General features: G+C 72.5%; 26 protein-coding genes and 1 pseudogene. 16 read left to right on the plus strand and 11 right to left on the minus strand.

The genetic code is table 11. From position 1 onward, the window contains the following. Positions 1-9: 9 nt before the first annotated feature. The 6 genes from map (at position 10) to IF27_RS11990 (ending at position 6728) form a co-directional block, all read left to right on the plus strand. Positions 10-876, plus strand: a complete 867-nt coding sequence (gene map / locus IF27_RS11965) for a type I methionyl aminopeptidase (RefSeq protein ID WP_052849468.1) — start codon at positions 10-12, stop codon at positions 874-876. Positions 877-1009: 133 nt separating this feature from the next. Continuing rightward, positions 1010-1690 carry a biliverdin-producing heme oxygenase gene (locus IF27_RS11970; protein ID WP_052849469.1) on the plus strand — a complete coding sequence of 227 codons (681 nt, stop codon included), beginning with the start codon at positions 1010-1012 and terminating at the stop codon, positions 1688-1690. A gap of 113 nt (positions 1691-1803) precedes the next feature. Further along, positions 1804-3087, plus strand: a complete 1284-nt coding sequence (locus IF27_RS11975; RefSeq protein ID WP_052849470.1) for an ABC transporter substrate-binding protein — start codon at positions 1804-1806, stop codon at positions 3085-3087. A gap of 55 nt (positions 3088-3142) precedes the next feature. Then, entirely contained in the window at positions 3143-4222 is a 1080-nt protein-coding gene (locus tag IF27_RS11980) for a carbohydrate ABC transporter permease (RefSeq protein ID WP_223291020.1), read from the plus strand. A 49-nt stretch (positions 4223-4271) separates the two neighbouring features. After that, positions 4272-5111 (plus strand): carbohydrate ABC transporter permease, encoded by an 840-nt coding sequence (locus IF27_RS11985; RefSeq protein WP_052849471.1) that lies wholly within the window; start codon positions 4272-4274, stop codon positions 5109-5111. Positions 5112-5138: 27 nt separating this feature from the next. Then, complete coding sequence (locus IF27_RS11990; protein ID WP_052849472.1) at positions 5139-6728, plus strand: alpha-amylase family glycosyl hydrolase; 1590 nt, start codon at positions 5139-5141, stop codon at positions 6726-6728. A 46-nt stretch (positions 6729-6774) separates the two neighbouring features. On the opposite strand, the gene IF27_RS11995 is transcribed toward IF27_RS11990, so the two are convergent. Beyond that, the gene (locus tag IF27_RS11995) at positions 6775-7449 is read right to left on the minus strand and encodes a TetR/AcrR family transcriptional regulator (RefSeq protein WP_052849473.1); all 675 of its coding nucleotides are present in this window, start codon (positions 7447-7449) and stop codon (positions 6775-6777) included. A 101-nt stretch (positions 7450-7550) separates the two neighbouring features. Between IF27_RS11995 and IF27_RS12000 the strand changes: the two genes are divergently transcribed. Further along, entirely contained in the window at positions 7551-8258 is a 708-nt protein-coding gene (locus IF27_RS12000) for an NAD(P)-dependent oxidoreductase (protein ID WP_052849474.1), read from the plus strand. A 38-nt stretch (positions 8259-8296) separates the two neighbouring features. Here the strand turns inward: IF27_RS12000 and IF27_RS12005 are convergent, their stop codons facing one another. Together IF27_RS12005 and IF27_RS12010 are read right to left on the minus strand one after the other, a co-directional pair. Further along, a complete protein-coding gene (locus tag IF27_RS12005) occupies positions 8297-9313 on the minus strand; it encodes an alcohol dehydrogenase catalytic domain-containing protein (RefSeq protein WP_052849475.1) in 1017 nt (338 codons plus the stop codon). Positions 9314-9516: 203 nt separating this feature from the next. After that, positions 9517-10437 carry an SDR family NAD(P)-dependent oxidoreductase gene (locus IF27_RS12010; protein ID WP_052849476.1) on the minus strand — a complete coding sequence of 307 codons (921 nt, stop codon included), beginning with the start codon at positions 10435-10437 and terminating at the stop codon, positions 9517-9519. Between the two features lie 175 nt (positions 10438-10612). On the opposite strand from IF27_RS12010, the gene IF27_RS12015 reads away from it, so the two are divergent. Then, the gene (locus tag IF27_RS12015) at positions 10613-11614 is read left to right on the plus strand and encodes an aldo/keto reductase (RefSeq protein WP_052849477.1); all 1002 of its coding nucleotides are present in this window, start codon (positions 10613-10615) and stop codon (positions 11612-11614) included. Positions 11615-11673: 59 nt separating this feature from the next. Here the strand turns inward: IF27_RS12015 and IF27_RS31555 are convergent. Beyond that, positions 11674-11841 (minus strand): annotated as a pseudogene (locus IF27_RS31555) (IS5/IS1182 family transposase); the annotation flags it as partial. Positions 11842-12249: 408 nt separating this feature from the next. Here IF27_RS31555 and IF27_RS12020 point away from each other — a divergent pair. Continuing rightward, positions 12250-13914, plus strand: coding sequence for a TlrC/CarA/OleB/SrmB family ABC-F type ribosomal protection protein (locus IF27_RS12020; protein ID WP_052849478.1), 1665 nt, complete (start codon positions 12250-12252; stop codon positions 13912-13914). Between the two features lie 352 nt (positions 13915-14266). On the opposite strand, the gene IF27_RS12025 is transcribed toward IF27_RS12020, so the two are convergent. The 3 genes from IF27_RS12025 to IF27_RS12035 form a co-directional block, all read right to left on the minus strand. Next, positions 14267-14770, minus strand: a complete 504-nt coding sequence (locus IF27_RS12025) for an SRPBCC domain-containing protein (protein WP_223291021.1) — start codon at positions 14768-14770, stop codon at positions 14267-14269. 166 nt (positions 14771-14936) lie between these two features. Further along, positions 14937-15548, minus strand: a complete 612-nt coding sequence (locus tag IF27_RS12030) for a TetR/AcrR family transcriptional regulator (protein WP_052849479.1) — start codon at positions 15546-15548, stop codon at positions 14937-14939. 527 nt (positions 15549-16075) lie between these two features. Next, the gene (locus IF27_RS12035; RefSeq protein WP_052849480.1) at positions 16076-17545 is read right to left on the minus strand and encodes an MFS transporter; all 1470 of its coding nucleotides are present in this window, start codon (positions 17543-17545) and stop codon (positions 16076-16078) included. 150 nt (positions 17546-17695) lie between these two features. Between IF27_RS12035 and IF27_RS12040 the strand changes: the two genes are divergently transcribed. From IF27_RS12040 to IF27_RS12045, 3 genes are all read left to right on the plus strand, one after another. Continuing rightward, the gene (locus IF27_RS12040; protein ID WP_052849481.1) at positions 17696-18262 is read left to right on the plus strand and encodes a TetR/AcrR family transcriptional regulator; all 567 of its coding nucleotides are present in this window, start codon (positions 17696-17698) and stop codon (positions 18260-18262) included. A 93-nt stretch (positions 18263-18355) separates the two neighbouring features. Then, positions 18356-18454 (plus strand): CGNR zinc finger domain-containing protein, encoded by a 99-nt coding sequence (locus tag IF27_RS30170; protein ID WP_420822004.1) that lies wholly within the window; start codon positions 18356-18358, stop codon positions 18452-18454. Between the two features lie 5 nt (positions 18455-18459). Then, positions 18460-18855, plus strand: coding sequence for an SRPBCC family protein (locus IF27_RS12045; RefSeq protein WP_052849482.1), 396 nt, complete (start codon positions 18460-18462; stop codon positions 18853-18855). 204 nt (positions 18856-19059) lie between these two features. Here IF27_RS12045 and IF27_RS12050 read toward each other — a convergent pair whose 3' ends face one another. Together IF27_RS12050 and IF27_RS12055 are read right to left on the minus strand one after the other, a co-directional pair. Beyond that, entirely contained in the window at positions 19060-19278 is a 219-nt protein-coding gene (locus tag IF27_RS12050) for a DUF397 domain-containing protein (RefSeq protein ID WP_052849587.1), read from the minus strand. Next, complete coding sequence (locus tag IF27_RS12055) at positions 19278-20141, minus strand: helix-turn-helix domain-containing protein (RefSeq protein WP_110945792.1); 864 nt, start codon at positions 20139-20141, stop codon at positions 19278-19280. Before IF27_RS12055 ends, IF27_RS12050 begins: the two co-directional genes overlap by 1 nt. Before the next feature lie 137 nt (positions 20142-20278). On the opposite strand from IF27_RS12055, the gene IF27_RS12060 reads away from it, so the two are divergent. Next, positions 20279-20677 (plus strand): hypothetical protein, encoded by a 399-nt coding sequence (locus IF27_RS12060; protein ID WP_190232911.1) that lies wholly within the window; start codon positions 20279-20281, stop codon positions 20675-20677. Between the two features lie 54 nt (positions 20678-20731). Here the strand turns inward: IF27_RS12060 and IF27_RS12065 are convergent, their stop codons facing one another. Further along, complete coding sequence (locus IF27_RS12065) at positions 20732-21505, minus strand: glycosyltransferase family 2 protein (protein ID WP_052849485.1); 774 nt, start codon at positions 21503-21505, stop codon at positions 20732-20734. 128 nt (positions 21506-21633) lie between these two features. On the opposite strand from IF27_RS12065, the gene IF27_RS12070 reads away from it, so the two are divergent. Next, entirely contained in the window at positions 21634-22191 is a 558-nt protein-coding gene (locus tag IF27_RS12070) for a TetR/AcrR family transcriptional regulator (RefSeq protein WP_052849486.1), read from the plus strand. A gap of 73 nt (positions 22192-22264) precedes the next feature. Then, positions 22265-23926, plus strand: a complete 1662-nt coding sequence (locus IF27_RS12075; protein WP_052849487.1) for an alpha/beta fold hydrolase — start codon at positions 22265-22267, stop codon at positions 23924-23926. On the opposite strand, the gene IF27_RS12080 is transcribed toward IF27_RS12075, so the two are convergent. After that, positions 23923-24225, minus strand: coding sequence for an ArsR/SmtB family transcription factor (locus IF27_RS12080; protein ID WP_052849488.1), 303 nt, complete (start codon positions 24223-24225; stop codon positions 23923-23925). The genes IF27_RS12075 and IF27_RS12080 overlap by 4 nt on opposite strands. Positions 24226-24381: 156 nt before the next feature. Between IF27_RS12080 and IF27_RS12085 the strand changes: the two genes are divergently transcribed. Continuing rightward, a complete protein-coding gene (locus IF27_RS12085; RefSeq protein ID WP_052849489.1) occupies positions 24382-25326 on the plus strand; it encodes an alpha/beta fold hydrolase in 945 nt (314 codons plus the stop codon). The last annotated feature ends 39 nt before the right edge of the window (positions 25327-25365 follow it).

The raw sequence follows: 25365 nt of genomic DNA on the forward strand, positions 1-25365 counted from the left end.
CTCCCATGCATGTCTGGCCAGTCTCTTCTTGTCCCCGGCACGCTCTCGCCGCCACGCTCCGTCCCCCCGGCCGTCCCGCGCCCCGAGTACGTGGGCCGCAAGGCGCCCGCGCCGTACAGAGGTCCCCACGTGCAGGACGCGGAGACGATCGCGCGGATGCGGGAGGCGGGGCGGATCGCCGCGCGGGCGATGGCGGAGGCGGCGCGGCACATCGCGCCAGGCGTGACGACGGACTCGCTGGACGCGGTGGCCCACGCCTACCTGTGCGACCACGGCGCGTACCCCTCGACGCTCGGCTACCGGGGCTTCCCCAAGTCGCTGTGCACATCGGTGAACGAGGTCATCTGCCACGGCATCCCCGACTCCACGGTGCTGAACGAGGGTGACATCGTCAACCTGGACGTCACCGCGTTCGTCGGCGGCGTGCACGGCGACACCAACGCGACGTACCTCGTGGGCGGCGAGGAGGCCGTGGACGAGGAGTCGCGGCTGCTGGTGGAGCGCACCCGCGAGGCGCTGGACCGGGCGATCAAGGCCGTCCGTCCCGGCCGCCGCATCAACGTGATCGGCCGCGTCATCGAGGCGTACGCCCGGCGCTTCGGCTACGGCGTGGTGCGGGATTTCACCGGTCACGGCATCAACACGGCGTTCCACTCGGGCCTGATCGTCCCGCACTACGACGACCCGGACGCGACGACCGAACTGGTCCCCGGCATGACGTTCACCATCGAGCCGATGCTGACGCTGGGCACGCACGAGTGGGAGATGTGGCCGGACAACTGGACCGTCGTCACCCGGGACCTCCGGCGCACGGCCCAGTTCGAGCACACGCTGGTGGTGACGGACGGCGGCGCCGAGGTCCTGACGCTGCCCTGAGGCGCGGGGCACGGGGCGCGCGGGGCCGCCACGGAATGGACACAACCTTGACTTAGGTAAGCCTAAGTAGACACCATGGCGGGGCGCGGCGACGTGTCGCGTTTCCGCCCGGTTGTCTCTTCCGGAGGTCCACGTGTCCGCACTCCCCGCCGCGCCCGCGCCCACCGCCGTCCCGTTCTCCGTCCAGATCCGGGAGACCTCCCAGGCCCAGCACACGCAGGCGGAGTCCTCCGCCTTCATGAGCCGGCTGCTCGGCGGCGAGCTGGGCGTCGCGGCGTTCCGCCGCTACACCGAGCAGCTGTGGTTCGTGTACCGGGCGCTTGAGGGCGCGGCGGACCGGCTGGCCGGTGACCCGGTGGCGGGGCCGTTCATCCGGCGGGAGCTGTTCCGCTCCGGCGCGCTCGGCCGTGACCTGGACCATCTGCACGGCGGCGCCGACTGGCGCACCTCGCTGCGCCCGCTGCCCGCGACCGAGCGCTACGCGGCGCGCGTCATGGAGGTCGCGCGCGACTGGCCCGGCGGCTACGTCGCGCACCACTACACGCGCTACCTCGGCGACCTCTCGGGCGGCCAGGTCATCAGGAGCACGGCCGAGAAGCTGTGGGGCTTCGAGCGCAAGGGCGACGGGGTGCGTTTCTACGTCTTCGAGGACATCGCGAACCCGGCGGCCTTCAAGCGGGACTACCGCGACCGGCTGGACGCGATCCCGGCGGACGGCCCCGAGCGGCTGCGGATAGCCGACGAGTGCAAGCGTGCCTTCGATTTGAACACGGCGCTCTTTGAAGACCTGCTTTCCGGTGACTTTTCACGATAAGCGCGTTTTCCCCTTGGGTGAGCTGTGCGGGCGCGGGAGGCTGAGGTCCACTTCCGCGCCGCACCCCCGAGGAGCACGTCCTGGGCACGTCCATCCGCAGCGCACGCACCTCAGTGTTCTGCGTCATCACGGTCCTGCTGGCAACGGCCTGCGGCGGCTCGGGTGGCGGTTCGGCAGCGGTCGAGCCCCGGGCGGTCGGTCCGGCGAAAGGTTCCCTCACCTGGTACGCCATCAACTTCGGCCCTGAGGGGTTTCCGCAGAAGCTCATCGACGCGTTCGAGGCGAAGCACCCCGGCATCTCGGTGACCTACCAGCCCGCGCCCAACAACACCGACACCATGCGGGCGACGCTGACCACCGAGATCTCGGGCGGCTCGAACGCCATCGACGTCTACAGCGGCGACCTCGTGTGGCCCGCGCAGTTCGGCGACGCCTCCCTGGCGATGCCGCTGGACGCGCACCTCCCCGACGACTTCTGGGACCGCTTCCCCGAGGAACGCTCCCGCACCGCCGAGTTCGACGGCGAACACCTCGCGGCGCCCCTGTACGGCGACGCCGGGTTCCTCTACTACCGCAAGGACCTGCTGGAGAAGCACGACCTCCCCGTGCCGAAGACCTGGGAGGAGGTCGCCGAGACGGCGGCGAAGCTCCAGGACGCCGGCGACGTGCGCTACGGCTACGTCGGCCAGTGGGCGAACTACGAGGGCCTCACCGTCAACTGGACGGAGATGTCCGCCGCCGCCGGGGGCAGGACGGTGTCGGCGGACGGCGAGCGGCCCGAGATCGACTCGGACGCGAACGCGCGCGTCCTCGGCTTCATGCGCGGCATGATCGAGGACGGTGTGGCGCCCTCGGCGACCACCAGCTTCCAGGAGCCGCAGTCCCTCCAGACCTTCATCGAGGGCGACGCCGCCTTCCACCGGAACTGGGCGCACGGCTGGGGCGAGTCCAACAACCCGGAGACGTCGCACGTCGTCGGCAAGGTCGGGATGTCGCCGCTGCCCGCGTTCGAGGGCGAGGAGGGGCCAGGCCCCTCGGCGTCCGGCGGCTGGAACCTGATGGTGAACCCGCACAGCGACGCGGTCGGCGCGTCCCTGGCCTTCATCGAGTGGATGACGGGTCCTGAGGCGCAGCGCATGCTCGCCGAGAACGCCGTGCTCCCGGTGCTCAAGGAGGTGCTGCACGACGAGGACCTCCAGAAGGACAACCCGGCGCTCGCCGCCGCGGCCGACGTCCCGGTGGTCTCGCGCCCGTCCGACACGCCGCGCTACCCCCAGGTCAGCCACGGCGTCTACACCAACCTCAACGGCGCCCTGGCCGGCTCCGTCACCCCGCGGGACGCCCTGGAGGCGGCGTCGGACGAGATCAGACGAGCACTCAACGGCCGGGCGCTGTGAAGACCACCGGCCGGGCGGACGCCCGCGGGCGGCGCCCCGGACACGAGGAGACCCCGTGAGCGACGACGTCCCCGAGGGCACGCCCCCGGCCGGTGGTCCACCGGAGGAGGACGCGGGCAGCACCGCGTACGTACCGCGCCGTGTGACCACGGGCGGCAGCACGACGGGCAGCACGACGCTGAAGGCCGCGCCGCCCGGCGGCCAGGGCCGCAGGAAACCGCGCGCCGGGCGGCACAACTCGGCGCTCGAACGCCGGTTCGCCCGGATGGGCTGGATCTTCACGGCGCCCGCGCTGGTCGTCGTCCTGGCGGTCACGCTCTTCCCGATCGCCTTCTCGGTCGCGATGAGCCTGAGCAACGTGACGGTCTCCTCCGGGGGCTTCCAGCTCTCCGGCGTCACGACCGACAACTACTCGCTGCTGCTGGGCTCGGCGCGCTGGCAGCACGCGCTGGTGTTCACCGTGCTGTACACGGTGGGCACCGTCGTCGCCGAGCTGGTGCTCGGCACGATGATCGCGCTGGTCCTGGAGCGCCTGTCCGGCAGCCGTGGCTGGATGATGGCGCTGCTGCTGCTGCCGTGGGCGATGATCACGGTCGTCTCGGCGCAGCTGTGGGCGTACATGTACAACGGCATCTACGGCGTGCTCACGGCCCTGTCGAACGGGCTGACGGGCGAGCCGCGCCAGTTCCTCGGCACGCCGGGCCCGGCGATCCTGTCCATGGCCGTCGCGGACGTGTGGAAGACGACGCCGTTCGTCGCCATCATCGTGCTGGCCGGGCTGATGATGCTGCCGACGGACGTCGTGGAGGCGGCCCGCGTGGACGGCGCGGGCTCGTGGACGGCGTTCTGGCGGGTGCGGCTCCCGCTGCTGCGGCCCGCGCTGACGATCGCCGTCCTGTTCCGCATCCTCCAGGCGTTCGGCATCTTCGACCTGCCGTTCGTCCTCACGGGCGGCGGCCCTGGCGACGCGACGGAGTCCCTGGCGCTGCTGGGCTGGCAGGTCATGTTCACCAACCTGGACTTCGGCCCGGGGGCGGCGGTCGCGGCCAGCACGGCGGCGCTGGTGCTGGTGGGCTGCCTGGTCTTCCTGCGGGCGTTCCGCGCCCGCGTGGGCGACGAGGAGACCACCGCGTGAGCGCCCCGCCGCCGTCCGCCCGCCGATCCGACCAGAAGGGACCCCAGTCATGACGCCGGTGCCACGCCTCAAGGTGCGGTTCACGTGGGTCCACGCCGCCGCGCTGCTGATCGCCGCGTTCGTCGCCGCGCCGCTGTACTGGATGGCGGCCAGCTCCTTCAAGCCGCAGAACGAGATCGGCGCCAACCCGCCGACGGTCTGGCCCGACAGCGGCACCTGGTCCAACTACCGGGACGCGTTCGTCACGAACAACTTCGGCACCTACCTGCTCAACTCGGCGATCGTCTCGATCACGGCGACGATCCTCGTCCTCGGGCTGAGCACCTTCGCCGGGTACGCCCTGGCCAGGCTGCCGCTGCGCGGCAAGGCGCCGGTGATGATCTCGCTGCTGATGATCTCGCTGTTCCCGACGATCGCGCTGGCCGCGCCGCTGTTCCTGCTGATGCGCGAGCTGGGCTGGCTCAACAGTTACCAGGGCCTCGTCCTCGTCTACGCGGCGCTCAACGTACCGTTCGCCGTGTGGATCCTGCGGAACTTCTTCCTGGGGATCCCGAAGGAGATGGAGGAGGTCGCATGGGTGGACGGCGCCTCGCCCCTGCGCACCGTGCTCTCCGTGATCCTGCCGCAGGCCGCGCCCGGCGTCTTCACCGCGGCCATCTTCACCTTCACCGCCTGCTGGACCGAGTTCCTGATCGCGCTGACGCTCAACACCGCCGACAGCTACCGGACGATGCCGGTGGGGCTGGCGCTGTTCGGCAGCCAGTTCACCGTGCCGTACGGGACGATCTTCGCCGCGGCGACGGTCTCGGTGCTGCCGATCGCCCTGCTCGTCCTCGTGTTCCGCCGCGCCGTGGTCTCCGGGCTGACCGCGGGCGCCGTGAAGGGCTGACCCGCACCCGCACGAGAGAGGAACGCCATGCCGCCCCTGCGCAGCACCCCGTCCTGGCTGGCCGACGCCGTTCTGTACCAGATCTATCCGCAGAGCTTCGCCGACTCGAACGGTGACGGCGTCGGCGACTTCGCCGGGATCACGGCGCGCCTGGACCATCTGGCCTGGCTCGGCGTCACGGCCGTCTGGCTCAACCCCTGTTTCACCTCCCCGTTCCGCGACGCGGGCTACGACGTGGCGGACTACCTGTCGGTGGCGCCCCGGTACGGCACGGAGGACGACCTGGCCGCGCTGGTCGCGGCGGCGCGGGAGCGGGGCATCCGGGTGCTGCTCGACCTGGTCGCCGGGCACACCTCGGACGACCACCCGTGGTTCCGCGCGGCGCGGGACGACCCGTCGGACGGCCGCTACATCTGGGCGGACGGGCAGCCGCCGCGGTTCGTCGCCTCCCCCGGCACCCGGCCCGGCAGCTACCTGCCGAACTTCTTCGACAGCCAGCCCGCACTGAACTTCGGTTACGCGCGCACCGATCCGGCCGAGCCCTGGCGGCAGCCGGTGGACGCGCCCGGTCCGCTCGCCAACCGCGCCGCGCTGCGCGAGATCATGGACCACTGGCTGCGCCTCGGCCTGGCCGGTTTCCGCGTGGACATGGCGCACTCGCTGGTCAAGGACGACCCCGACCTGGTCGAGACCGGCAAGCTGTGGACGGAGCTGCGCGCCTGGCTGGACGAGGCGCACCCGGAGGCCGCGCTGCTGGCCGAGTGGGGCGACCCGGCCGTCTCGGTGCCCGCGGGCTTCCACGCGGACTTCTTCCTCCAGTTCGGCGGCCCCGCGAACGGGCTGCCGCTGCGCTCGCTGTGGAACAACGGGACCGGCACGGTGGACAGCCTGTGGGAGCCGCGGCAGGCGTACTTCGACGCGGACGGCGGCGGCTCGGCCGAACCGTTCGTGACGGCCTGGCAGTCCGTCGCCGCGGTGATCGGCGACCGCGGGTTCAGCGCGCTGCCGAGCGCCAACCACGACTTCTCCCGGCTCTGCTGCGGGCCGCGCACGGCCGAGCAGCTGCCCGCCGCGTTCGCGTTCCAGCTCACCTGGCCGACGCTGCCCGCGATCTACTACGGCGACGAGATCGGGATGCGGTTCGTGCCGGGGCTGCCCGACCACGAGGGGAGCGAGCTGGAGCCGGGCTACAACCGGGCGGGGTCGCGCACCCCGATGCAGTGGGACGACTCGGCGAACGCGGGCTTCTCCACCGCCCCTGCCGACCGGCTCTACCTGCCGATCGACCCCGACCCAGGACGGCCCACGGTGGCGGCGCAGCGGGCGGACGAGGGGTCGTTGCTGCACCTGGTGCGGCGGCTGGTCGCGCTGCGGGGCGCGACGCCCGAGCTGGGCGGCGGCGGGTCGGTCGAGGTGCTGCACACCGGCTACCCGCTGGTGTACGTGCGCGGGGACCGTTACCTGGTGGTCGTGAACCCGCGCCGCGACGCCGCGTCGCTCGCCCTGCCGCGCCCTGCGCTGGCCTCTGCGTCCCTGGTGGAGGGCTCGGGGGTCACGGTGGACGGGCGCGGCATCCGCGCGGACGGCTTCGCCTGGGCGATCCTCTCGCTCGCCTGAGCGGACGGCGGGGGGCGCGCCCGTGCCCCGTCCCCCGCCCCCGTTCTCAGACCTGTTCGGCGTCCACGGCGCGTTCGAGGGCGTCGAGGATGAGGTCGAGGCCGAAGGCGAACTCGTCGGCGTAGGCGTAGCCGGGGAGCAGGGCGTGCCCGGTGATCAGCTCGGTGAGGTGGGGGTAGGCGCCCGCGGGCATGTCCCGCAGGATGCCGTCGGCGACGGTGTCGAGTTCGCCCGCGCCGTCGAACGGGAGGTTCAGCTCCTGGAGCAGGAAGCCGTACAGGTAGCTGTCGAGCAGGGAGAACGCGTGGGCGGCCATCGGGAGGGAGAAGCCCGCTCCGCGCAGACAGCCGAGGACGGCGTCGTGGTGGCGCAGGGTGGCGGGCCCCGGGTCGGCGCGTGACTCCATCAGGCCGAGGGCCCAGGGGTGGTCGCGGAGTGCGGCGCGCACGGCGTGGGCCCGCTGCCGCATGGCCGTCTTCCAGGGGAGGCCGGGCGGGGGCAGCGCGATGCGGGCGAAGACGGTGTCCACCATGCCGTCGAGGATGGCTTCCTTGCCCGGCACGTGGTGGTAGAGCGACATGGCCTCCACGCCGAGCCGGTCGGCGAGGGCGCGCATGGTGAGCGACGCGGTGCCCGACTCGTCCGCGAGGCCGACGGCCGTGCGCAGGATCTGTTCACGGTCGAGCCTCCCGCGGGGGCCCGGCTGCCGTTCGGACGTCAACTCCCCCGCCTCACTTCCGGTCCCGACATGCGCACTTGACGGCCTTACGCCGTAAGCCTAGCTTCCCTTACAGCATAAGGTCGCGGTGGGGAGGGGTCGTCGTGGGAGTCGGGAAGAAGCCGAGGGTCTGCGTCGTCGGCGCGTCGGGGAAGCTCGGGCGGTACATGGTCGGGCATCTGCTGGGGCGCGGGTACGAGGTCGTCGGGGTGTGCAGGGAGCAGAGCGTCGGGAAGCTGGCCGCCTTCGAGGGGAGCATGACGGTCGTGCCGGGCGCGACGGACGACCGCGAGGTGATCGGGCGCGCGGTGGCCGGGTGCGACGGGGTGCTGACCGTGCTCGTGCCGTGGGGGGTGCGGCAGTATGCGACGGGCACGGCGCAGGCCGTCCTGGACCTCGCCCCGCCGGGGGCGCGCCTGGTGTTCTCCTGCGGCTGGCACATCAGCCGTGACGGGAAGGACGTCTACGGCCCGCTGTTCCGGGCGGCCCTGGCGGTCGGCGGGGTCCTCGCCAGGTGGGCGCGCTTCGCCGACCTGCGCGACCAGGTCGAGGCGTGCCGCCGGATCTTCGCCAGCGACACGCGCTGGACCGTGGTGCGGGGCAGCGCCCTGGAGGAGGGGGAGAGCCAGGGCCTGCCCGTGTGGAGTCGGCACGTCGGCGACCCCGTGCTGCGCAGCAACAGGACGCGGCGCACCGACTTCGCGCTGTTCATGGTGGCCGCGCTGACGGACGACGCGCTGGTGCGCGAGGCACCGGCGATCGTCGGCCGCCGGACACCGTCGGCCCTGGCGCACGGCGCCGTGGACGGCTGACGCGCGCCCGGCGGACGGGCGGTCAGGCGGACGGGCGGTCAGGCCGGGGTGAGGACCATGCGGAAGCGGGCCTTGCCCTCCGTCATCTTCGCGAGGGCGGCCCCGGCCTCCGCCAGCGGGCGCGTCTCGATCCAGGGGTGCACGCCGTGGCGGTGGGCGAAGCGCAGCGTGTCCTGCGTGTCGAGCGCGATGCCGGAGGCGTGGGCGTGGATCGTCCGGTTGTTCTCCAACAGCGCGAGGGCGGGGATCTCCAGCGGCTCGGGGGCGATGCCGAGGGCGATGAGCTGGCCGCGCCGTCCGAGCCCCGGCACGGCGGCGGCCATGACGGCGGCGTGGTTGACGGTCGCCAGGATCACCCGGGCGCCGCCGAGGCGCTGGAGGCCCTCGGCGATGTCCTCCTGGGTGCTGTCGATGTAGTGGTGCGCGCCGAGTTCGCGCGCGAGCGCGCCCTTCTCCTCGCCGCGCGCGACGGCGATCGTCTCGAAACCCATCGCGGCGGCGAACTGGACGCCGAGGTGGCCGATGCCGCCGAGGCCGAGGACGGCGACCGTGTCGTCGGGGCGGGCGTTGCTGCGGCGCAGCGCGTTGTACGCCGTCACGCCCGCGCACGCGAGCGGGGCCGCCTCCGCGGCCGGCATCCCCTCGGGGATCGCGGCGAGCGCGACGGCCGGGACGGTCACGGACTCGGCGTAGCCGCCGGGGTAGGCGACGCTCGGGATGCGCACCTCGGGGCACAGGATGCCGTCGCCCGAGCGGCAGGCGTCGCAGTGGCCGCAGCTGCCGCCGTACCAGCCGACGGCCACGCGGTCGCCGACGTCCCAGCCGGTGACCAGCTCGCCGAGGGCGTCGATGCGCCCGGCGATCTCGTGGCCGGGGGTCAGGGGGAAGGTCACGCCCGGCTGCTGTCCTGCGATGATCGCCCCGTCCGAGCCGCAGACGCCGCACGCCTCGACGGCGATGCGGACGTCCAGCGGCCCCGGCTCCGTGGTCTCCACCTCGGCCAGGGTGAAGTCCTCCCCAGGAGCGGGGATCTGCGCTGCGCGGTGACGAGCCATGGTGTGCCCTTCGTGCCAGGGGATGCGGACCGTGCCCTCACTATCCGCACGGCGGGGCACGGCGGGCGGCCCGTGCCGCACCGGCGGTGTCCGCCGCCCGGGGGCGTGCTCCACCCGGACGGCGCACGGGGACACGGCGCGTGGCGGCCGTACCGTGGAGTTGTGGCGGAGAGCGACGCCGACACCGACGGCGTCGGGCCGGGTCAGGGCAGCAGGGCCAGGGCCGTGTCCCACAGGCGGTCGGCGTTGGCCGGGTCGAGGGCGAAGGGGGCGACGCCTCCGGTGCCCATGGGGCCGCTGCGCTCCAGGACCGGCGACTCGTTGCAGTCCTCGAAGTACCGGCCGCCGATCCCGTCGAGCAGCGGGGAGGCCGCGAGCAGGACCGAGGTGGCCGCGCCCTGGGGCGGGGTCTTGCGGAACTGCTCGGGGCTGCGCAGGCCGCCGGTGTGTTTCTGGAGGTTGGTGGCGATGGCGCCGGGGTGCGCGGCGTTGGCGAGGATGCCCTCGCCCGACCAGTGGCGTGTGATGCCGACGGCGAGCAGCACGTCCGCCGTCTTCGACTGGCCGTAGGCGCTCCACGGGTCGTACGGCCGGAAGTGGTAGTGCAGGTCGTCGAAGATGACGGGCGAGAACAGGTGGCCGGTCGAGCTGAGGCAGACGACGCGGGCGCCCCCGGCCGCGGCGAGCGCGTCGTGCAGGGCCTGGACGAGCGCGAAGTGGCCCATGAAGTTGGTCGCGAACTGGGCCTCCCAGCCCTCGGGGCTGCGCTCCAGCTCGGGGAGGGCCATGATGCCCGCGTTGTTGACGAGGATGTGCAGCGGCCCCGACCAGCGTCCGCCGAACGCGGTGACGGAGGCGAGGTCGGCCAGGTCGAGCTGTTCGACGCGGACGTGGGCGTTGCCGGTCGTCGCGGTGATGTCGGCGGCGATCGGGCGGCCCGCCTCGGGGCGGCGTACGGCGAGCGTCACCTCGGCGCCCGCCCCGGCGAGGGCGCGGGCGGTCTCGACGCCGATACCGGAGTTGGCGCCGGTGACGACGGCGCGCCGCCCGGACAGGTCCACCCCCGCGAGCACCTCGTCCGCGCGGGTGGCGAAGCCGAAGCCGGTCTGGATGCGGTCGGTCACGATGCTGTTCTCCTCGGGTCGCCGGGTCGCGCCGACGGCGGGCGCGCTCCTTCCACGGTGCGGCCGACGTGCGGGAACAGCCACCGCTCCCGTGACACCGGTGGTGGCGCGCCGGACGGCCCGGCGGGCGGTAATGCCTTGTGGTCGAGTGCGCTCGAAGCGGCAGACTGCCCGCATGAGTACGACAGGCATATCCCGCCGCGCGCTGGGCCGCAGCGGCATCGAGGTCAGCGCCCTCGGCTTCGGCTGCTGGGCGATCGGCGGCGAGTGGCACGACACGGAAGGCAACCCGCTGGGCTGGGGGCCGGTGGATGACGCGGAGTCCGTCCGGGCGATCCACCGGGCGATCGACCTCGGGGTGACGTTCTTCGACACGGCGGACACCTATGGCGCGGGGCACTCCGAGCGGGTGCTCGGCAAGGCGGTCGCCGGGCGGCGCGACGGCGTCGTGCTGGCGTCCAAGTGGAGTTCGGTCTTCGACGAGGAGACGAAGACGGCGTTCGGGGAGCCGGGCCTCACCCCCGAGTACGCGAGGTCGGCGCTGACCGCGACCCTGCGGCGCCTGGGCACCGATCATCTGGACCTCTACCAGTTCCACTCGAACGCGGGCCCGCTGGAGGAGGCGGCGGTGCTGCGGGAGACGTGCGAGGAGTTCGTGCGCGAGGGGCTGATCCGGGCGTACGGCTGGTCCACGGACGACCCGGAGCGCGCGCGGCTGTTCGCGGAGGGCGAGCACTGCGCGGCGGTGCAGGTCAACCTCAACGTGCTCCAGGACGCGCCGGAGATGCTGGCGCTGTGCGACGAGGTGGACATCGCGGCGGTGAACCGGGGGCCGCTCGCGATGGGCGTGCTGACCGGGAAGTACGGCACCGGCGGCGACGTCACCGGCAAGGGCGACATCCGGTCGGTGCCGCCCGGGTGGCTGTCGTTCTTCTCGGACGGCCGGGTCGCGCCCGAGTGGCAGGCGCGGTTCGACGCGGTGCGGGACATCCTGACGTCGGGCGGCCGTACCCCGGCGCAGGGCGCGCTGGCGTGGCTGTGGGCCCGCAGCCCGCGTACGGTGCCGATCCCCGGGATCAGGACCGTGGCGCAGGCCGAGGAGAACGCGGGCGCGCTGGCCTTCGGCCCGCTGACCGCGGCGCAGATGGCGGAGATCGAGACGCTGCTGAAGCGCTGAAGGGCGTTGCGGAAGGTCGTGTTCGGACAGGTCAGGGCCGGACTCGTGGTCTTTCTGGTCATGTGGGCGACGGCCTGGACCGCATGGTGCAGGCCGTCGCCGCGCTGGCGGCGGCAGTCGCGAAGGATCTTGTAGTGCTTCATCCGGGCGAAGGTGTGCCCGACACGGGCCCTGACTCTGCGGTGCTCGGCGTTGCCCTCCTTCTCACCGGACAGGAGGGCTCGTCCCCGCCCTGTTCCCTCACAACCTTCCGCAACACCCTTCAGGCCGCGATGGGGAACCCGCCGCCCCGGACTGGGGCGACACCGGGGAAGTCGCCGTAAATCTCTGGGCAGTTGCCCTGCGCTCCGCTGTTGGGATCGCGGGGATCCGCCCGTCTCTGTCGCACCTTTCTGCCACCTCGCCGAAGAAAACGGCTTGAGCCCCGCGGCCCCCCCGCCTACAGTGCTGCGCATGGGTTCTCTGTGATAGTCCCCGCGCGGCCGTGTTGAGCTCGGCTCCGTCGTCGCGCGTTCTCATCCGTGCTTCCGTTCCTCCCGTGATGCCGTCTGTCCGGCGTGCGCGGAGTGGTTCCGGCGTGCGCGGATGCGTCTGTCCATCCGTGCCGATCGGCCCGGCCGAGAACAGGGGGCTCCATGCTCACCGCACAACTGTCTCTTCATCACGTCACCCGCCGCTACGACGACCACGTCGTGCTGGACGACGTGTCCTTCAGCGTCAAGCCGGGCGAGAGGGTCGGCATCATCGGCGACAACGGAACCGGTAAATCCACCCTGTTGCGATTGATCGCCGGGCAGGACCGGCCCGACAACGGCGACCTGACCGTGATCGCGCCAGGCGGCTCGGGCTATCTGGCCCAGTCGTGGGCCCTGCCCCCCGAGGCCACCGTCCAGGACGCGGTGGACACGGCTCTCGCCGACCTGCGTGAACTCGAAGCGCGGATGCACCACGCCGAAGCCGGACTCACGGGCCTGGCGGGGGCGGAGCTCACCGCCGCGCTGGACGCCTACGCCCGCATGGTCGCCCGGTACGAGGCGCGCGCCGGCTACGAGGCCGACGCCCGGGTGGACATCGCCCTGCACGGGCTCGGCCTGCCGGGTCTGGCCCGGGATCGGGCCCTGGGCACGCTGTCGGGCGGTGAGCGTTCACGGCTGGCGCTGGCCGCGACCTTGGCGTCGCAGCCGGAGCTGATACTGCTGGACGAGCCGACCAACGATCTGGACGACCAGGCGGTGAGCTGGCTGGAGGCACACCTGCGGGCGCATCGCGGCACGGTGCTCGCGGTCACCCATGACCGGGTGTTCCTGGAACGGGTCACCACCACGATCCTGGAGGTCCGCGAGGGCAAGGTGACTCGTCACGGCGACGGCTACAACGGCTACCTTGCCGCGAAGGCCGCCGAGCGGCGGCGGCGTATGCAGGAGTACGCGGACTGGTGCGCGGAGCTGGCTCGCAACCAGAAGTTGGCCGCCACGAACGTGGCACGACTGGAGGCGGTGCCTCGCAAGCTGCCGTTCGCCGTGTTCGGCCACGGCGGCTTCCGTGCCCGCGGCCGTGGTCACGGGGCGATGGTCCGTATCCGCAATGCGAAGGAGCGTGTCGAACGGCTGACGGACAGTCCTGTCGCGCCGCCGCCCGAACCGCTGGTCTTCGCCCCTCGGATGACCACCGCCGACGGCCGGACGTCGCAGGCCGTGGCGGAACTCACCGGCATCCGTGTCGAGGACCGGCTGCACATACCTTCGCTGCGGATCGGCGGCGAGGAGCGGCTGTTGGTCACCGGGCCCAACGGAGCCGGAAAGACGACGCTCATGCGGGTGCTGGCGGGTGAGTTGCGGCCCGATGAGGGGACGGTGCGCACGCGGGGCCGGGTCGGGCACTTGAGGCAGGAGGAGACACCGTGGCCGCCCGGCCTGACCGTCCCGCAGGCGTTCGCCCACGGCCGCGGAGGCGAACTGGACGAGCACATCGACCATCTGTTGTCCCTCGGCCTGTTCAGCCCTGCCGACCTGCGCCTGAAAGTGCGCGAACTGTCCTACGGACAAAGGCGCCGGATCGAACTGGCCCGCCTCGTCAGCGAACCCATCGACCTGTTGCTGCTGGACGAGCCCACCAACCATCTCTCCCCCGCCCTGGTCGAAGAACTGGAAGGAGCCCTGGCCCACTACCGAGGCGCGGTCGTCGTCGTCACCCACGACCGCCGCATGCGAACCCGCTTCACCGGCAGGCACGTCGAGCTGAACACAGGCCACATCGCACAGTCTGCGCCCTGTTCTCCCGAAGCGGTGGCGAAGCGATGAGTGGCTCCCCGTGATCACGGTGGCGCCCGGTCATGGCGTCGGTGACGGCCGGTGCCGCGTGGCTCGCCCTTGGGGGCAGTGGTGTCGAGCCCTTCCGGCGTGGACTCGCGGATGCGCCCCCGCTGTTCGCGGTCTTCGCCCTCTCGGCGAAGACCGCGAACAGCGGGGGCGCATCTCCAGGACCGAGCCGTGGGCGGTGAGGCGGTCGGCGAGCGCGGCGAGTCCGGAGGCGTCGCGGCCGAGCCGGGTCATCTCCGACATCGTGAAGATGACCCGGCAGTGCGGGGCGTGCGCCCTGACCTCCCCCGCTGTCCGCAGCACGCGGTGCCGGGTCGGCTGCCGATCATCGGGCTCAGTCCGGCGTGAGGGACGAGCCGACCCGCTGGGCGAGCGCCTGGTTCATCGCGTGGAACTGCGGGAGTGTGTCGCGCTCCAGCATGCCCGTGGCGAAGGGGACGGCGACGCCGGTGAAACGTTCGACCTGCGTCACCCGGACGCGGCCCGGGGCGATCTCCTCGATCGTGAAGCGGTGCTCCCCGTCCGCGATCCAGCCGGGGCCCATCCTCCCCAGCCAGCGCAGCTCCCGGCCGGGGTCGGCGGTCAGCACCTCGGGGGTGAAGGTGGTGTCGCCGCTCGCGTCGTGCATGACGATGCGCAGACGGGCGCCCTCCTTGAGGCCACCGGGTGAGGTCACCTGCGCCGAGGTCATGAACGGGTTCCACTCGGGGTAGGCGGAGAAGTCCGTCAGCACTCTCCAGACCTCCTCCGGGCTCGCCTGGATCTCGATGGAGGCGGTCATCCGGAAGGCGTGGAACTTCGCCCAGGTCGTGTAGCCGGCGAGGAGAATGACGAGCACCCCCAGGACGGCGTACAGCCGGGGGTGGCGCCGAAGCCGGGAAACCGGCCGCGGTCCCGCGTCTTTGGCGGTTATGGGTATGGCGGTGGCAGGCATTGCCGGTCCTTGTCTCGTGACGGTGACGGTGATGAGAGGGCGGGGTGTGCAGGGCGGCGTCGGCTCCGCGTCAGGCCGACGCACCGCGCAGCGCGCCGGCGAGCAACCGATCGACGTACTCGGCGTCGAGCGGGCCGCCGGTGATCAGCAGCCGGTAGTACAGGGCACCGGCGAGCTGGTCGAACAGCGCCTCCGGCTCGACGTCGGCACGCAACTCACCGCTTTCCCTGGCCTGTTCGAGCAGCCGCAACACCAGCGCGTTGCGTCGGCGGAACATCGCCTGGACGGCGGCCCCGACGTCGGCGTGCCGGGCGGCTGCGGCGACGACCTCCGCGACCAGCCCGGCGGAGCCGTCGCCCGACGTGGCGGGGCGGCCCGCCCGCCGCATCCGGTTCAGCCCCGCGACGATCTCGCCGAGGTAGCGGGTGAGGTCGGCGCGGACGTCACCGCTGTACTCGACCGGCACGGCGTCCTGCAGCCGGGCGACCACGGCGACGATCAGGTGGTCCCTGGTGGGCCACCGCCGGTAGAGCGTGGTCTTGGCAACCCCCGCCCTCCCCGCCGCCTCATCGACCGAGAACCGGTCGTACCCGCGATCGACCAGCAACTCCAGGGCGGCGTCGAGGATGCGCGCGTCCGCCCCCTCACTGCGTGGCCGCCCCCGCCGGGGGGTGGGTTCCATGGCGCACTCCTTTTCGCTACGACCGTTTCGTAAATAACAGTAGAGGACGGCCTCCATTTACGCAACGGCAGTAGCGAAATAAGTCCGGAGGCCACGGCACGCCCGGTCGCCGACCCCGACAGAGGACGGGGTTCCCTGGTCCACCGCCGGACGTCCTCGCCATCCGCACGATGTCGGGCATCGCGCCGTAGCAGTTGCTCAAGTCCCGCGCCTCCGCACTGCCCGACGGCCGCACCCGGGTCTGCCGCACGATCGGGTGACGTCCGGTCCGGCTAGCCCTTGTGGGGCGGGTGCCCTTGTGGGGCGGGTGCCCTTGTGGGGCGGGTGGGGAGGACGTCGCTGTGCCCGAGCCTTGTCCGGAGGAACCGCGGCCCGGCGTGAGGGGCGAGGGTCATGCGGCCGTACGGGAGCGGGGAGAGCCGGGCGACCGGTCCGGGGGCTTCAGGCCGAGCCGAGTCGGCCACGCGTCGGCCGGGCCGTGGGCGCTCCCGGCGCGGCACGGTGGCCATCCGAGGCGGCTGCGGTTGTCAACGGCTGTTCGCGAACGCCTCGTTCGGGGTGGTGACCGCATCCGGACCGGTGGAACGTCGCGGCGCCGAGGAATCTTCCACGGATCGGGACCTCGCCAGCCACAGGCCGGTGAACACGGCGGCGGCCGATGTGACGGCTCCGGCGGCGAGGAAGGCGCTGTTGAGGCCGGTCTCGAAGGAGGCGCCGCCGGATTGCCGGGTGCGGACGACGGCTCCGAGTACCGCCACGCCGAGCACCGCGCCGATCTGCCGGGTGGTGCTGCTGATGCCTGACGCGAGGCCGCCTTCCTGCGGGCTGACTGACTGGATGGCGGCTCCCGTCAGTGGGGACAGGGTCAGGGCGAAGCCGGCGCCGACGATTCCCAGCCGCCACCACACGTTCCCGTAGCCGGTGTCGGCGTGCACCGTGCCGAGCGCCAGCAGCCCCCCTCCGGCCAGGACCAGGCCGGTGGTGACCACGACGCGGAAGCCGTACCGGGCGGCGAACCGGCCCGCGAACGGGCTGACGATCACCATGGCGAGGGAGACGGGGAGGGTTTGCAGACCGGCGCGCAGGATCGAGCTGCCCTGGACGTACACGAAGAACTGGGAGAAGAAGAACGACGAGCCCATGAGCGCGAACCCCACCACGACCATCGCGGTGTTGGACACGGTGAACAGACGCTGACGGAAAAGCCGCAGCGGCAGCATCGGAGCGGAGCGACGCGCTTCGACCGCGACGAAGGCGGCGAGGAGAATCGCCGCGGCGGCGAAGCCGCCCAGGACGACCGGTGACGTCCAGCCGCGCGCACCGCCCTCGATCAGCCCGTAGGTCAGCGCCCCTACCCCCAGGACGGACAGCACCGTGCCCGGGATGTCGATGGCGGGGGCGCTCGGATTACGGGACTCGCCGAGGTGGCGCAGGCCGACCAGCAGAAGGAGCATGCCCATGGGCAGATTGACCAGGAAGATGGCGGGCCAGCCGTAGGCCCCTGTCAGCACGCCGCCGGCCACGGGGCCTGCGGCCAGACCGATTCCGCTGAATCCGGCCCACAGTCCGATTGCCTTGACCCGTTCCTGCGGCACGGGATAGGCGGCGGCGAGCAGGGCCAGCGAGGCGGGGCTCAGCGCAGCGGCCCCGATGCCCTGAAGCGCCCGGCCGGCGACCAGCCAGCCGACCGAGGGCGCGAGGCTGCACAGCACCGACGCGACGGTGAACACCGCCACACCGGTCAGGTACACCCGCTTGCGGCCGAACCGGTCGGCGAAGATGCCTCCGGACAGCAGCAGCATGGCGACCAGCAGGACGTACGCATCGACGATCCATTGCAGACCGGTCAGCTGCGTGTCCAGCCGGTGCTGCATGTCGGGCAGCGCCGCTCCGACGATCGTGTTGTCGAGCAGGACCATGAATTGGCCCAGGCAGGTCACCGTGAGCAGCACGGCCCGGTTGGATCGGCTGCCTACGGTCACACGTGATGCGGCGATGGGGATTCCTCTCGATCGTCAGGTGCACCCCGCCACGGTCAACGTGGGCGGCGATACACCCGAGCACCTTAAAGCAGTCCTCGACTGCGTTAGGAGACCATAGGGGAAGCTCCTCGTAAACGCAAGCCACGACTGCGTTAAGGTGGGAGGATGAACGAGCGACAGCAGGCCAGGCGGCCCGGCGGGCGCAGCGCCCGCGTCGGCGCGGAGGTGCACCAGGCCGTTACCGACCTGATCAGCGAGCGCGGCTACGGCAACTTCACCGTCGGCGAGGTCTCAGCACGTGCGGGCGTGGCCGACAGCAGCATCTACCGCCGGTGGGGCAGCCTGGAAACACTGCTCACCGATGTGGCGCTCACCCGTCTCAATGCGCAGTCACCGATGCCCGACACCGGGAGCCTGGCCGGCGACCTGCGCACTTACGCGGCCAACGTGGCCCGCGAGATCACCGGACCCGACGGCCTGGCGGTGGTGCGCCTGGCCGTCGCCCTGTCCAGCAGCGGTCAGCAGGGCCTGCAGGCCGGTGACGAGCTCCGCGCCGTACGCATGCGGCAACTCCAGGCCATGCTCGATCGCGCCCGCGAACGCGGCGAACACCCACCCGACGCGTTCAGCGTGCTGGACCACATCCTGGCCCCGATGTACATCCGCGTCCTGTTCGGCATGGTCCCGCTCGCCCCGGACTACGTCGATGGGCTGGTCGATCGATTGCTGTGACCCCGACCCGGTCCCGCGGGGTCGGCCCTCGGCAGCAGGCCGGGGCAACAGCTTGTCGAGGCCGCCGGGGGCTTCCACCTCGTCCACGTTGACATCTCACGCCCCGGCCGCCGCGGCTGGTGCTCCATGGAACACTGCGGCAACCGCCACAAGGTCAGGGCGCCGCGCGCCCGCCACTCCGAGGAAGGATGACTGTCGTGCCCAGAGGACTCACCAAGGACGCCGGCTGGCAGATCGGCGTGTCCCGCACCCTGCCCCATCCCGCACTTCTCGTGTGGGACTTCGTGAGCAGCCCCGAGGGCATCGCCCTGTGGCTCGGCACCGGCGCGGTCCTCACCCCGGAACGCGGCGCCCCCTACCGGACGACCGAAGGAGTGGCGGGCGAGGTGCGCAGCCACCGCCCCATGGACCGCATCCGCGTCACCCACGGCACCACCACGGTCCAGGTCGCCCTCGCCCCTACGGCCGACGGAGCCCGGACGACGCTCCGCTTCCACCAGGAGCACCTGGCAAGCGCTGAAGAGCGCGAACGGCAACGGGCGCACTGGCAACACGTGATGGACCAGGTCGCCGGCGCCCTCGACCGGCAGTGACGACGGCGCGCGACACCTGACCGGAGACGACGCCTCCGGACTCACCGCGCTCGCCGACCGGCTCGGGCCTGGAGATGCTCCCCGGGCCCGGCAAGGCCGCTGTTCGCGGTCTTCGCCGAGAGGGCGGAGATCGAGACGCTGCTCGGCCGCGTGGCCTGACCGCACGGCAGGGGGCCGCCGCCGAGGACGCGGCGGCCCCCTCCGTCAGGCGTCGGCGGGGAACCCGCCGTCGCGGACCACGGCGACGAACGACGCCCACCCGGGCGCGGCGAAGCGGAGAACAGGGCCGTCAGGGGATTTGCCGTCCCGGACCGGGACCACACCGGCGAAGTCGCCGGACGTCTCCAGGCAGTCGCCCTGCGCTCCGCTGTAGGAGCTCTTACGCCAGGCGGCGCGGGAGGTATCGGCGGGGAAGTCCTGCATCACCTATCGTCCTTAAGAACGCGCGAGATACGGTCCCGCGATTGTCGCACCCCGAGTGCGTCTGCTCTCAAGTGCTCGAAATGGTCGTCGTAGATCGCCCGGTCCTGGGCGCGCTCCAGGTAGTGGCTCCCGGCCTGCCCCTCGATGTACACGACGTCCAGGTCGCTGCGGATCGGAAAGCCGTAGATCACGAACGCGCCCAGCATCCCCAGGTGCGCGCCCGCGTCGAACGGGATCACCTGCACCGTGATGTTCGGCCGCTCGGAGATCTCCAGGAGCGTCTGGAGCTGCCTCTTCATGACGGCCCCGCCGCCGACGGCGCGCCGGATCGCCGCCTCGTCCACGATCGCCCGGAGCGTCACCGGGTCCTCGCGGGAGAGCGCTTGGTTCTGCCGCTGGAGCTTCACATCGACGAGTGCGTTCACGGCCTCGGGGCTGCTGCCTGGCTGAAGGGCCCGCGTGACGGCTCGCGCGTAGTCAGGTGTCTGCAACAGCCCCGGGATCAGCGCAAGTTGGTAGCTCCTTACCGAGCTGGCCTCCGACTCGAACGCGATCAGGTCGGTGTACTGGCGCGTGAGGACATCGCTGTACGGCCGCCACCACGTGCGCCGCTTCCCCTGCCGGGCGAACCCCTCCAAGGCGTCGCGGGTCTCCGCGTCGTCCTCCGGAACCCCGTAGAAGTCCAGGAGCGCCCGCACATCCTGCCCGGTCAGGCCGCTGCGGCCCGCCTCGATCCGCGTCATCTTCGACGGGTGCCACCCCATGGCCTCCGCCGTCGCCTCGGACGTGAGTGCGGCGGCCTCCCGGCGACCGCGCAACTCCAGGCCGAGCAGCCGACGCGTCACCGTCGGTTCCGCTGCCAACGTGTCACCTCCCTTGCTCCCACGGTGGTCACAGTATGTCGCTCTCCGCCGGGGCCTCCCCACCCGCCCCCTCCTAAGTGCAATTGCACTTGGCAAGTGATGGTTGCGCTACTCTCAGGCGGGGGAGCATCCGGGGGATGAGCCGTCCGACATGGCTCACGGGCGAGGAAAGAGGCAGGACAGTGGACGAGTTGACGAAGACGCGCGTGCGGGCGTGCGGTGGCTGGACGTACGCACCGGCACGGCTGGGCGCGCTGCTCGGCGAGCACGCGGAGGAGTTGCGGCCGGGGGTGGTGCGCTGTGAGCTGGGGGCGCACGGGGAAGGGCCGCACCACGTGTACGTGGCGGACCTCGACGGGCGGCACACGGGTTCCATCTGGGCGACCTGGCAGGCGGGGCAGCTGCTGGGCGTGACGGTCCTGCTCGACTGCCCCTGCCGCAACGGGGAACCGGGGCCGCAGGAGGAGGTCTGCTGCTTCTTCGCCGGGCACGGCGGCCCCTGCTCCTGGGACGTGGCCGACGGGCAGCCCGCCTGACGACACCCCCTGGGCCACGACGGGATCACCGCTCCGCGGCCGGGAACGGCGGGGTCAGATCCGGGAGTTGCGCAGCGACTGCCAGACGGCTCCGGCCAGCGCCCGTGTCGCGCGGGGGACGGACAGGCCCTCCTGGTCGCGGTAGAGCGTCCAGTTGTACTGGACGAGCGACATCTTGTTGGAGGACAGCGAGCCCGCCTGGTGGGCCCGGTACACCGCGAGGGGTTCGGCGAGGCCCCGGGCGTCGTGGCCGTCGCGCATGATGGACAGCCACAGGGCGTAGTCCTGCCGCTTCAGCATCTCGGGCATCAGCCGCGTGCCGAGGACCGTCCGGTCGTACATGGCGGTGAGCGCGCCGATGTGGTCACGGACCAGCATCGCGCGGTAGTCCACGTGTTCACGCGCGTGGATCACGCGGCCGTTGGGGACGAACTCGGTGCTCTCGCCGTCGTGTTCGGCGTCCATCTTGTAGTAGGACGTGAACGTCAGCGGGGCGTCACCTGCCGCGGCGAACGCGAGCTGCCGCTCGGTCTTCTCCGGGAGCCACATGTCGTCGCTGTCGAGGAACGCGACGTAGTCGCCCCGCGCCCGTTCGATGGCGAGGTTCCGGGCCCGCCCGGCGCCGCCCCGCTCGGGGGCCGACCTCGGCAGGACGCGTTCGTCCTGCCGCGCGAGGTCCGTGAGCAGGTCCATGGAGCCGTCGGAGGACTTGTCGTCGGTGACCAGCAGTTCCAGGTCACCGTGGGTCTGCGTGAGCACCGACCGGATCGAGGCGCCGAGAGTGGCCGCCGAGTTGTAGACGGGCATCACGACAGACACCAGGGGCACGGGGCTTCTCCTTGCCGGACCAGCGACGACGGTTCGTTCGATCGGCGCAAGTGTAGTGGCGGTCGCCCGGGGCGCCGCCGCCTGACCTCGCCTTGCAGGGAATATGCAGATCGGTCTACTGTCGCGTCATGGGACAGAAGGGCACCGAGACGCGGAACCGGCTGCTGGACGCGACACGGGAACTGGTCGAGACGGGCGGGTACGCGGGCGCCGGGCTGAACCAGGTGGTCGCGGTGAGCGGGGCGCCGCGCGGTTCGCTGTACTTCCACTTCCCCGGCGGCAAGGACCAGTTGGTCGGCGAAACCCTCCGGCGGGCCGGGCGGGCGATCGACGGCGACCTCGCGGAGCTGGCCGCCGCGAGCGCGTCGGCGGAGGAGTTCGTCACCGGCGTGCTGCGGCACCTCGGCGACCAGCTGGAGGCGTCGGGCTGGCGCCGGGGGTGCCCGGTGGCCACCGTCGCGCTGGAGACCGCCGCCACCAGCGATCCGCTGCACGCGGCGTGCTCCGACGTCTACGCGTCCTGGGAGGCGACGCTGCGCGCGCGGCTCGCGGACCGCGCGGACGCGGACGACCTCGCCCTCACGGTCCTGGCGCTGGTGGAGGGGGCGCTGCTGCTGGCGCGGGCGCATCGCAGCCGCGCGCCGCTGGACGCCGTCGCCCGCCGGATCGGCGCCCTGCTCGCCTGACCCACGGCCCGCCGCGACCGGCGGGCCGTTCCCTCGTCCGAAAAATATGTAGACCGATCCAGTGAGGATTCCCATGGACGCGCTCGTCTTCGGCGCCACCGGCTTCGTCGGCCGCTCCCTCGTCGCCGAACTGCTCACGCGAGGACGGCGGGTGACGGCCGCCGTGCGCACCGACACCCTCACGCCCTGGCTCGCCGCCCAGGGCGTGGACCCCGGCGGCCTCGACGTCGTCACCGCCGACATCACCCGCCCGCTCACCGGGCTGCCCGCGGCGCGCGACGTCTACAACACCGCAGCCCGCTACGCCTTCGGCCTCGGCATGCGGGAGGCGCGGGCGGCGAACGTCACCGGCGCCCTCCACGTGCTCGAATGGGCCGCCGGGCTGCCGGAGTTGCGGCGCCTGGTGCACCTCAGCGGCTACCGGGTGGCCGCCGCCGAGGCCACGCCCGACTACGCCGCGCTCGGCGCGTACGAGGCGTCGAAGGTGGAGGGGCATCACGCGGTCGTGGCGCGGGCGCGCGAGCTGGGGGTGCCGCTGAACGTCGTCAATCCCAGCAGCGTGATCGGGCCAGGCCAGTACATCGGCCTGGCCTCGCTCGTCCAGGACCTGTGGCGCGGACGGCTGCCCGCGCTGCCGGGCGGGCCCGACACGTTCGTGCCGATCGTGACCGTCGGCCACCTCGCGCGGTTCCTGGCCGAGGTGCCCGCGTCGCCCGCCGGGGTCGATCACTGGGTGCTGGACGACGCCACGCCCCCGCTGCCCGAGCTGATCCGCGCGCTCGCCGCGCACCTCGGCGTCCGGGCGCCACGGCGGACGGTGCCCGTGGGCCTGCTGCGGCGGCTGCCGAGCAGGCTGACCGGCGCCGACCCCGAGACGCTGTCGTTCCTCTCCACCGACCGCTACCCGACCGCGTCCGCCCGCGCCCTCGCGGAGAGCGCCGGTCTGGAGATGCCCCCGGCCGCCGACGCCCTGCGCGCCTGGGCCGACGACCTGGTGGCGGCCCGGTTCGGCGCCGCGCCCGCCCGGCAGGGCCCGCACGGCTTCCACGCCGTCGCGGGCAGCCGCACGTGGGTGGCCGGTGAGCGGCGGAGCCCGTCGCACGTCCTGCTGCACGGGCTGCCGATGAACGCCGACCTGTGGGCACCCCTCGCCGCCCGGCTCCCCGGCCCCACGCTGGCCGCCGACCTGCCGGGCCTCGGCCGCTCCTCCCCCACGGAACGGTCCACCGCCACGTGGCTGGCCGAGCTGCTTGAGCCCGTACGGACCCGGCCGACGCTGGTCGCGCACTCCTTCGCCTGCGTGCCCGCGCTGCGCTTCGCCACCGAACACCCGGACCGGATCGGGGGCCTCGTCCTCGTCGCCCCGGCGTTCCTCCAGGCGCCGGGGCCCAGGCCGCCCGCCGCGGCGGTGCTGCGCCGGGTGTCCGCCGCGCGGCTGGCCAGGACGCTCGGCGTGCCGGAGGGGCCCGAGGTGGACAGCGCCGTGGCCGACCTGCGGCGCCCCGGGGTGGCGCGCCGGACGGTCGCGGCGCTGCGGGCGGGCGGCGCGGAGCGGCAGCGGGCGCGGGAGCTGCTGGACGGCGTACGCGTGCCGGTGCTGATCGTCGCGGGCTCGGCCGACCCGCTGACCGAGGCCGTCCGCCACCCGGTGGCCGTGATACCCGGGGCCGGGCACTACCCGCAGCTGACGCATCCGGCCGACGTCGCGCGGCATCTGGCCGACGCTGAACGCTAGTCGGGCTGCGCGAGGACCAGGTCGAGCAGGCCGGGGAAGCGGGCGTCGAGGTCGGCGCGGCGCAGCGTGAGGTAGAGGCGGCGCCCCTCGGGCCGCTGGCGGATCACGCCGCTCTCGCGCAGCGCGCGCCAGTGGTGGGTGAGGGAGGAGCGGGGCAGGTCGGGGACCAGCTCGCCACAGTACGTCTCCTCGCCGGTCGCGAGGGCGCGGACGACGGCGAGCCTGACGGGGTGCCCGAGGGCCGCGAGCACGTGGACCAGGTCGAGCTGGTCGGTGTCCGGGTGGTGGAGGACGGCCATGCCCCCACTGTACGGATTTCGCGTAGGGAGTGACCCGGCGGCGTCGGCGGGCGGTTGACAGGACCGGTACGACCGTACGAAAGTATCGTACAGATCGACCGTTCGATCATCTCGTACGGTCGTAACGACACCCCGCCCCCGACCCGAGGACCGGCCATGCCCGCTTCCCCCCTCCCCGACCTCCCCGACGCCGACCTGTCCGACGCCGCGCTCGCCCGCTCCCTGGACGGCGGCTTCGCCAGCCACCACGCCGACGTGGGCGACGTGCGCCTGCACTACGTCGAGGGCGGCAGCGGCTCGCCGCTGGTCCTGCTCGGCGGCTGGCCGCAGACCTGGTGGCAGTGGCACAAGGTCATGCCCGCCCTCGCCCGCGACCACCGCGTCATCGCCGTGGACCTGCGTGGCATGGGCGCCTCGGACAAGCCCCAGGGCGGCTACGACAAGCGGACGATGGCCCGCGACATCCTCGGCCTCCTCCGGCACCTCGGCCTGGAGAGCGCCGACCTGGTCGGCCACGACATCGGCGCCATGGTCGCCTACAGCTTCGCCGCCAACCACCCGGAGGCCACCGGCCGCGTCGCCCTCCTCGACGTGCCGCACCCCGACGAGGGCTGGACGGACTTCCGGCTGCTCCCCGAGCCGGACCAGCGCGCGGACGGATCGCCCGAGCCGGGGATCCGCTCCTACCTGTGGTGGTTCGCGTTCAACCAGGTCCCGGGCCTCCCCGAGCAGTTGCTCGACGGCCGCGTCCGGCTGCTGATCGACTGGCTGTTCACGCGCCAGGCCCTCGACCCCGGCACGGTGGACGAGCGCGCGCGGCAGGTCTACACCCGCGCCTACGGGACGGCCGACGCGGTGCGCGCCGGGAACGCCTGGTACCGCGCGTTCCGGCAGGACGTCGAGGACCAGCGCGCGTACGCCCCCGTCGCCGCGCCGCTGCTCGGCCTCGGCGGCGACCTGAGCAACTACGCGTATCTGCGCGACGTCCTGCCGGGCAGGGGCACGGACGTACGCGTCGCCGAGATCGCCGACTGCGGCCACTACCTCCCCGAGGAGCAGCCGGAGGCCGTCCTCGCGGAACTGACCGCGTTCCTGTCCTGAGCAGGACCGGCCCGAAATTCGGGCGCGCCGCGGCGTGTT

This window comes from Streptomyces avicenniae, from assembly GCF_000719135.1.
Classification (GTDB): Bacteria; Actinomycetota; Actinomycetes; order Streptomycetales; family Streptomycetaceae; genus Streptomyces; species Streptomyces avicenniae.

Bases quoted from the DNA above. Each gene is read 5' to 3' on its own strand.
- IF27_RS11985 (WP_052849471.1), top strand. From the start codon at position 4,272: ATGACGCCGGTGCCACGCCTCAAGGTGCGGTTCACGTGGGTCCACGCC.
- IF27_RS12015 (WP_052849477.1), top strand. From the start codon at position 10,613: ATGAGTACGACAGGCATATCCCGCCGCGCGCTGGGCCGCAGCGGCATC.
- IF27_RS12085 (WP_052849489.1), top strand. From the start codon at position 24,382: ATGCCCGCTTCCCCCCTCCCCGACCTCCCCGACGCCGACCTGTCCGAC.
- IF27_RS12030 (WP_052849479.1), bottom strand. From the start codon at position 15,548: ATGGAACCCACCCCCCGGCGGGGGCGGCCACGCAGTGAGGGGGCGGAC.
- IF27_RS12060 (WP_190232911.1), top strand. From the start codon at position 20,279: ATGAGCCGTCCGACATGGCTCACGGGCGAGGAAAGAGGCAGGACAGTG.
- IF27_RS12070 (WP_052849486.1), top strand. From the start codon at position 21,634: ATGGGACAGAAGGGCACCGAGACGCGGAACCGGCTGCTGGACGCGACA.
- IF27_RS12020 (WP_052849478.1), top strand. From the start codon at position 12,250: ATGCTCACCGCACAACTGTCTCTTCATCACGTCACCCGCCGCTACGAC.
- IF27_RS12005 (WP_052849475.1), bottom strand. From the start codon at position 9,313: ATGGCTCGTCACCGCGCAGCGCAGATCCCCGCTCCTGGGGAGGACTTC.
- IF27_RS11990 (WP_052849472.1), top strand. From the start codon at position 5,139: ATGCCGCCCCTGCGCAGCACCCCGTCCTGGCTGGCCGACGCCGTTCTG.
- IF27_RS12075 (WP_052849487.1), top strand. From the start codon at position 22,265: ATGGACGCGCTCGTCTTCGGCGCCACCGGCTTCGTCGGCCGCTCCCTC.
- map (WP_052849468.1), top strand. From the start codon at position 10: ATGTCTGGCCAGTCTCTTCTTGTCCCCGGCACGCTCTCGCCGCCACGC.
- IF27_RS12040 (WP_052849481.1), top strand. From the start codon at position 17,696: ATGAACGAGCGACAGCAGGCCAGGCGGCCCGGCGGGCGCAGCGCCCGC.
- IF27_RS12080 (WP_052849488.1), bottom strand. From the start codon at position 24,225: ATGGCCGTCCTCCACCACCCGGACACCGACCAGCTCGACCTGGTCCAC.
- IF27_RS12050 (WP_052849587.1), bottom strand. From the start codon at position 19,278: ATGCAGGACTTCCCCGCCGATACCTCCCGCGCCGCCTGGCGTAAGAGC.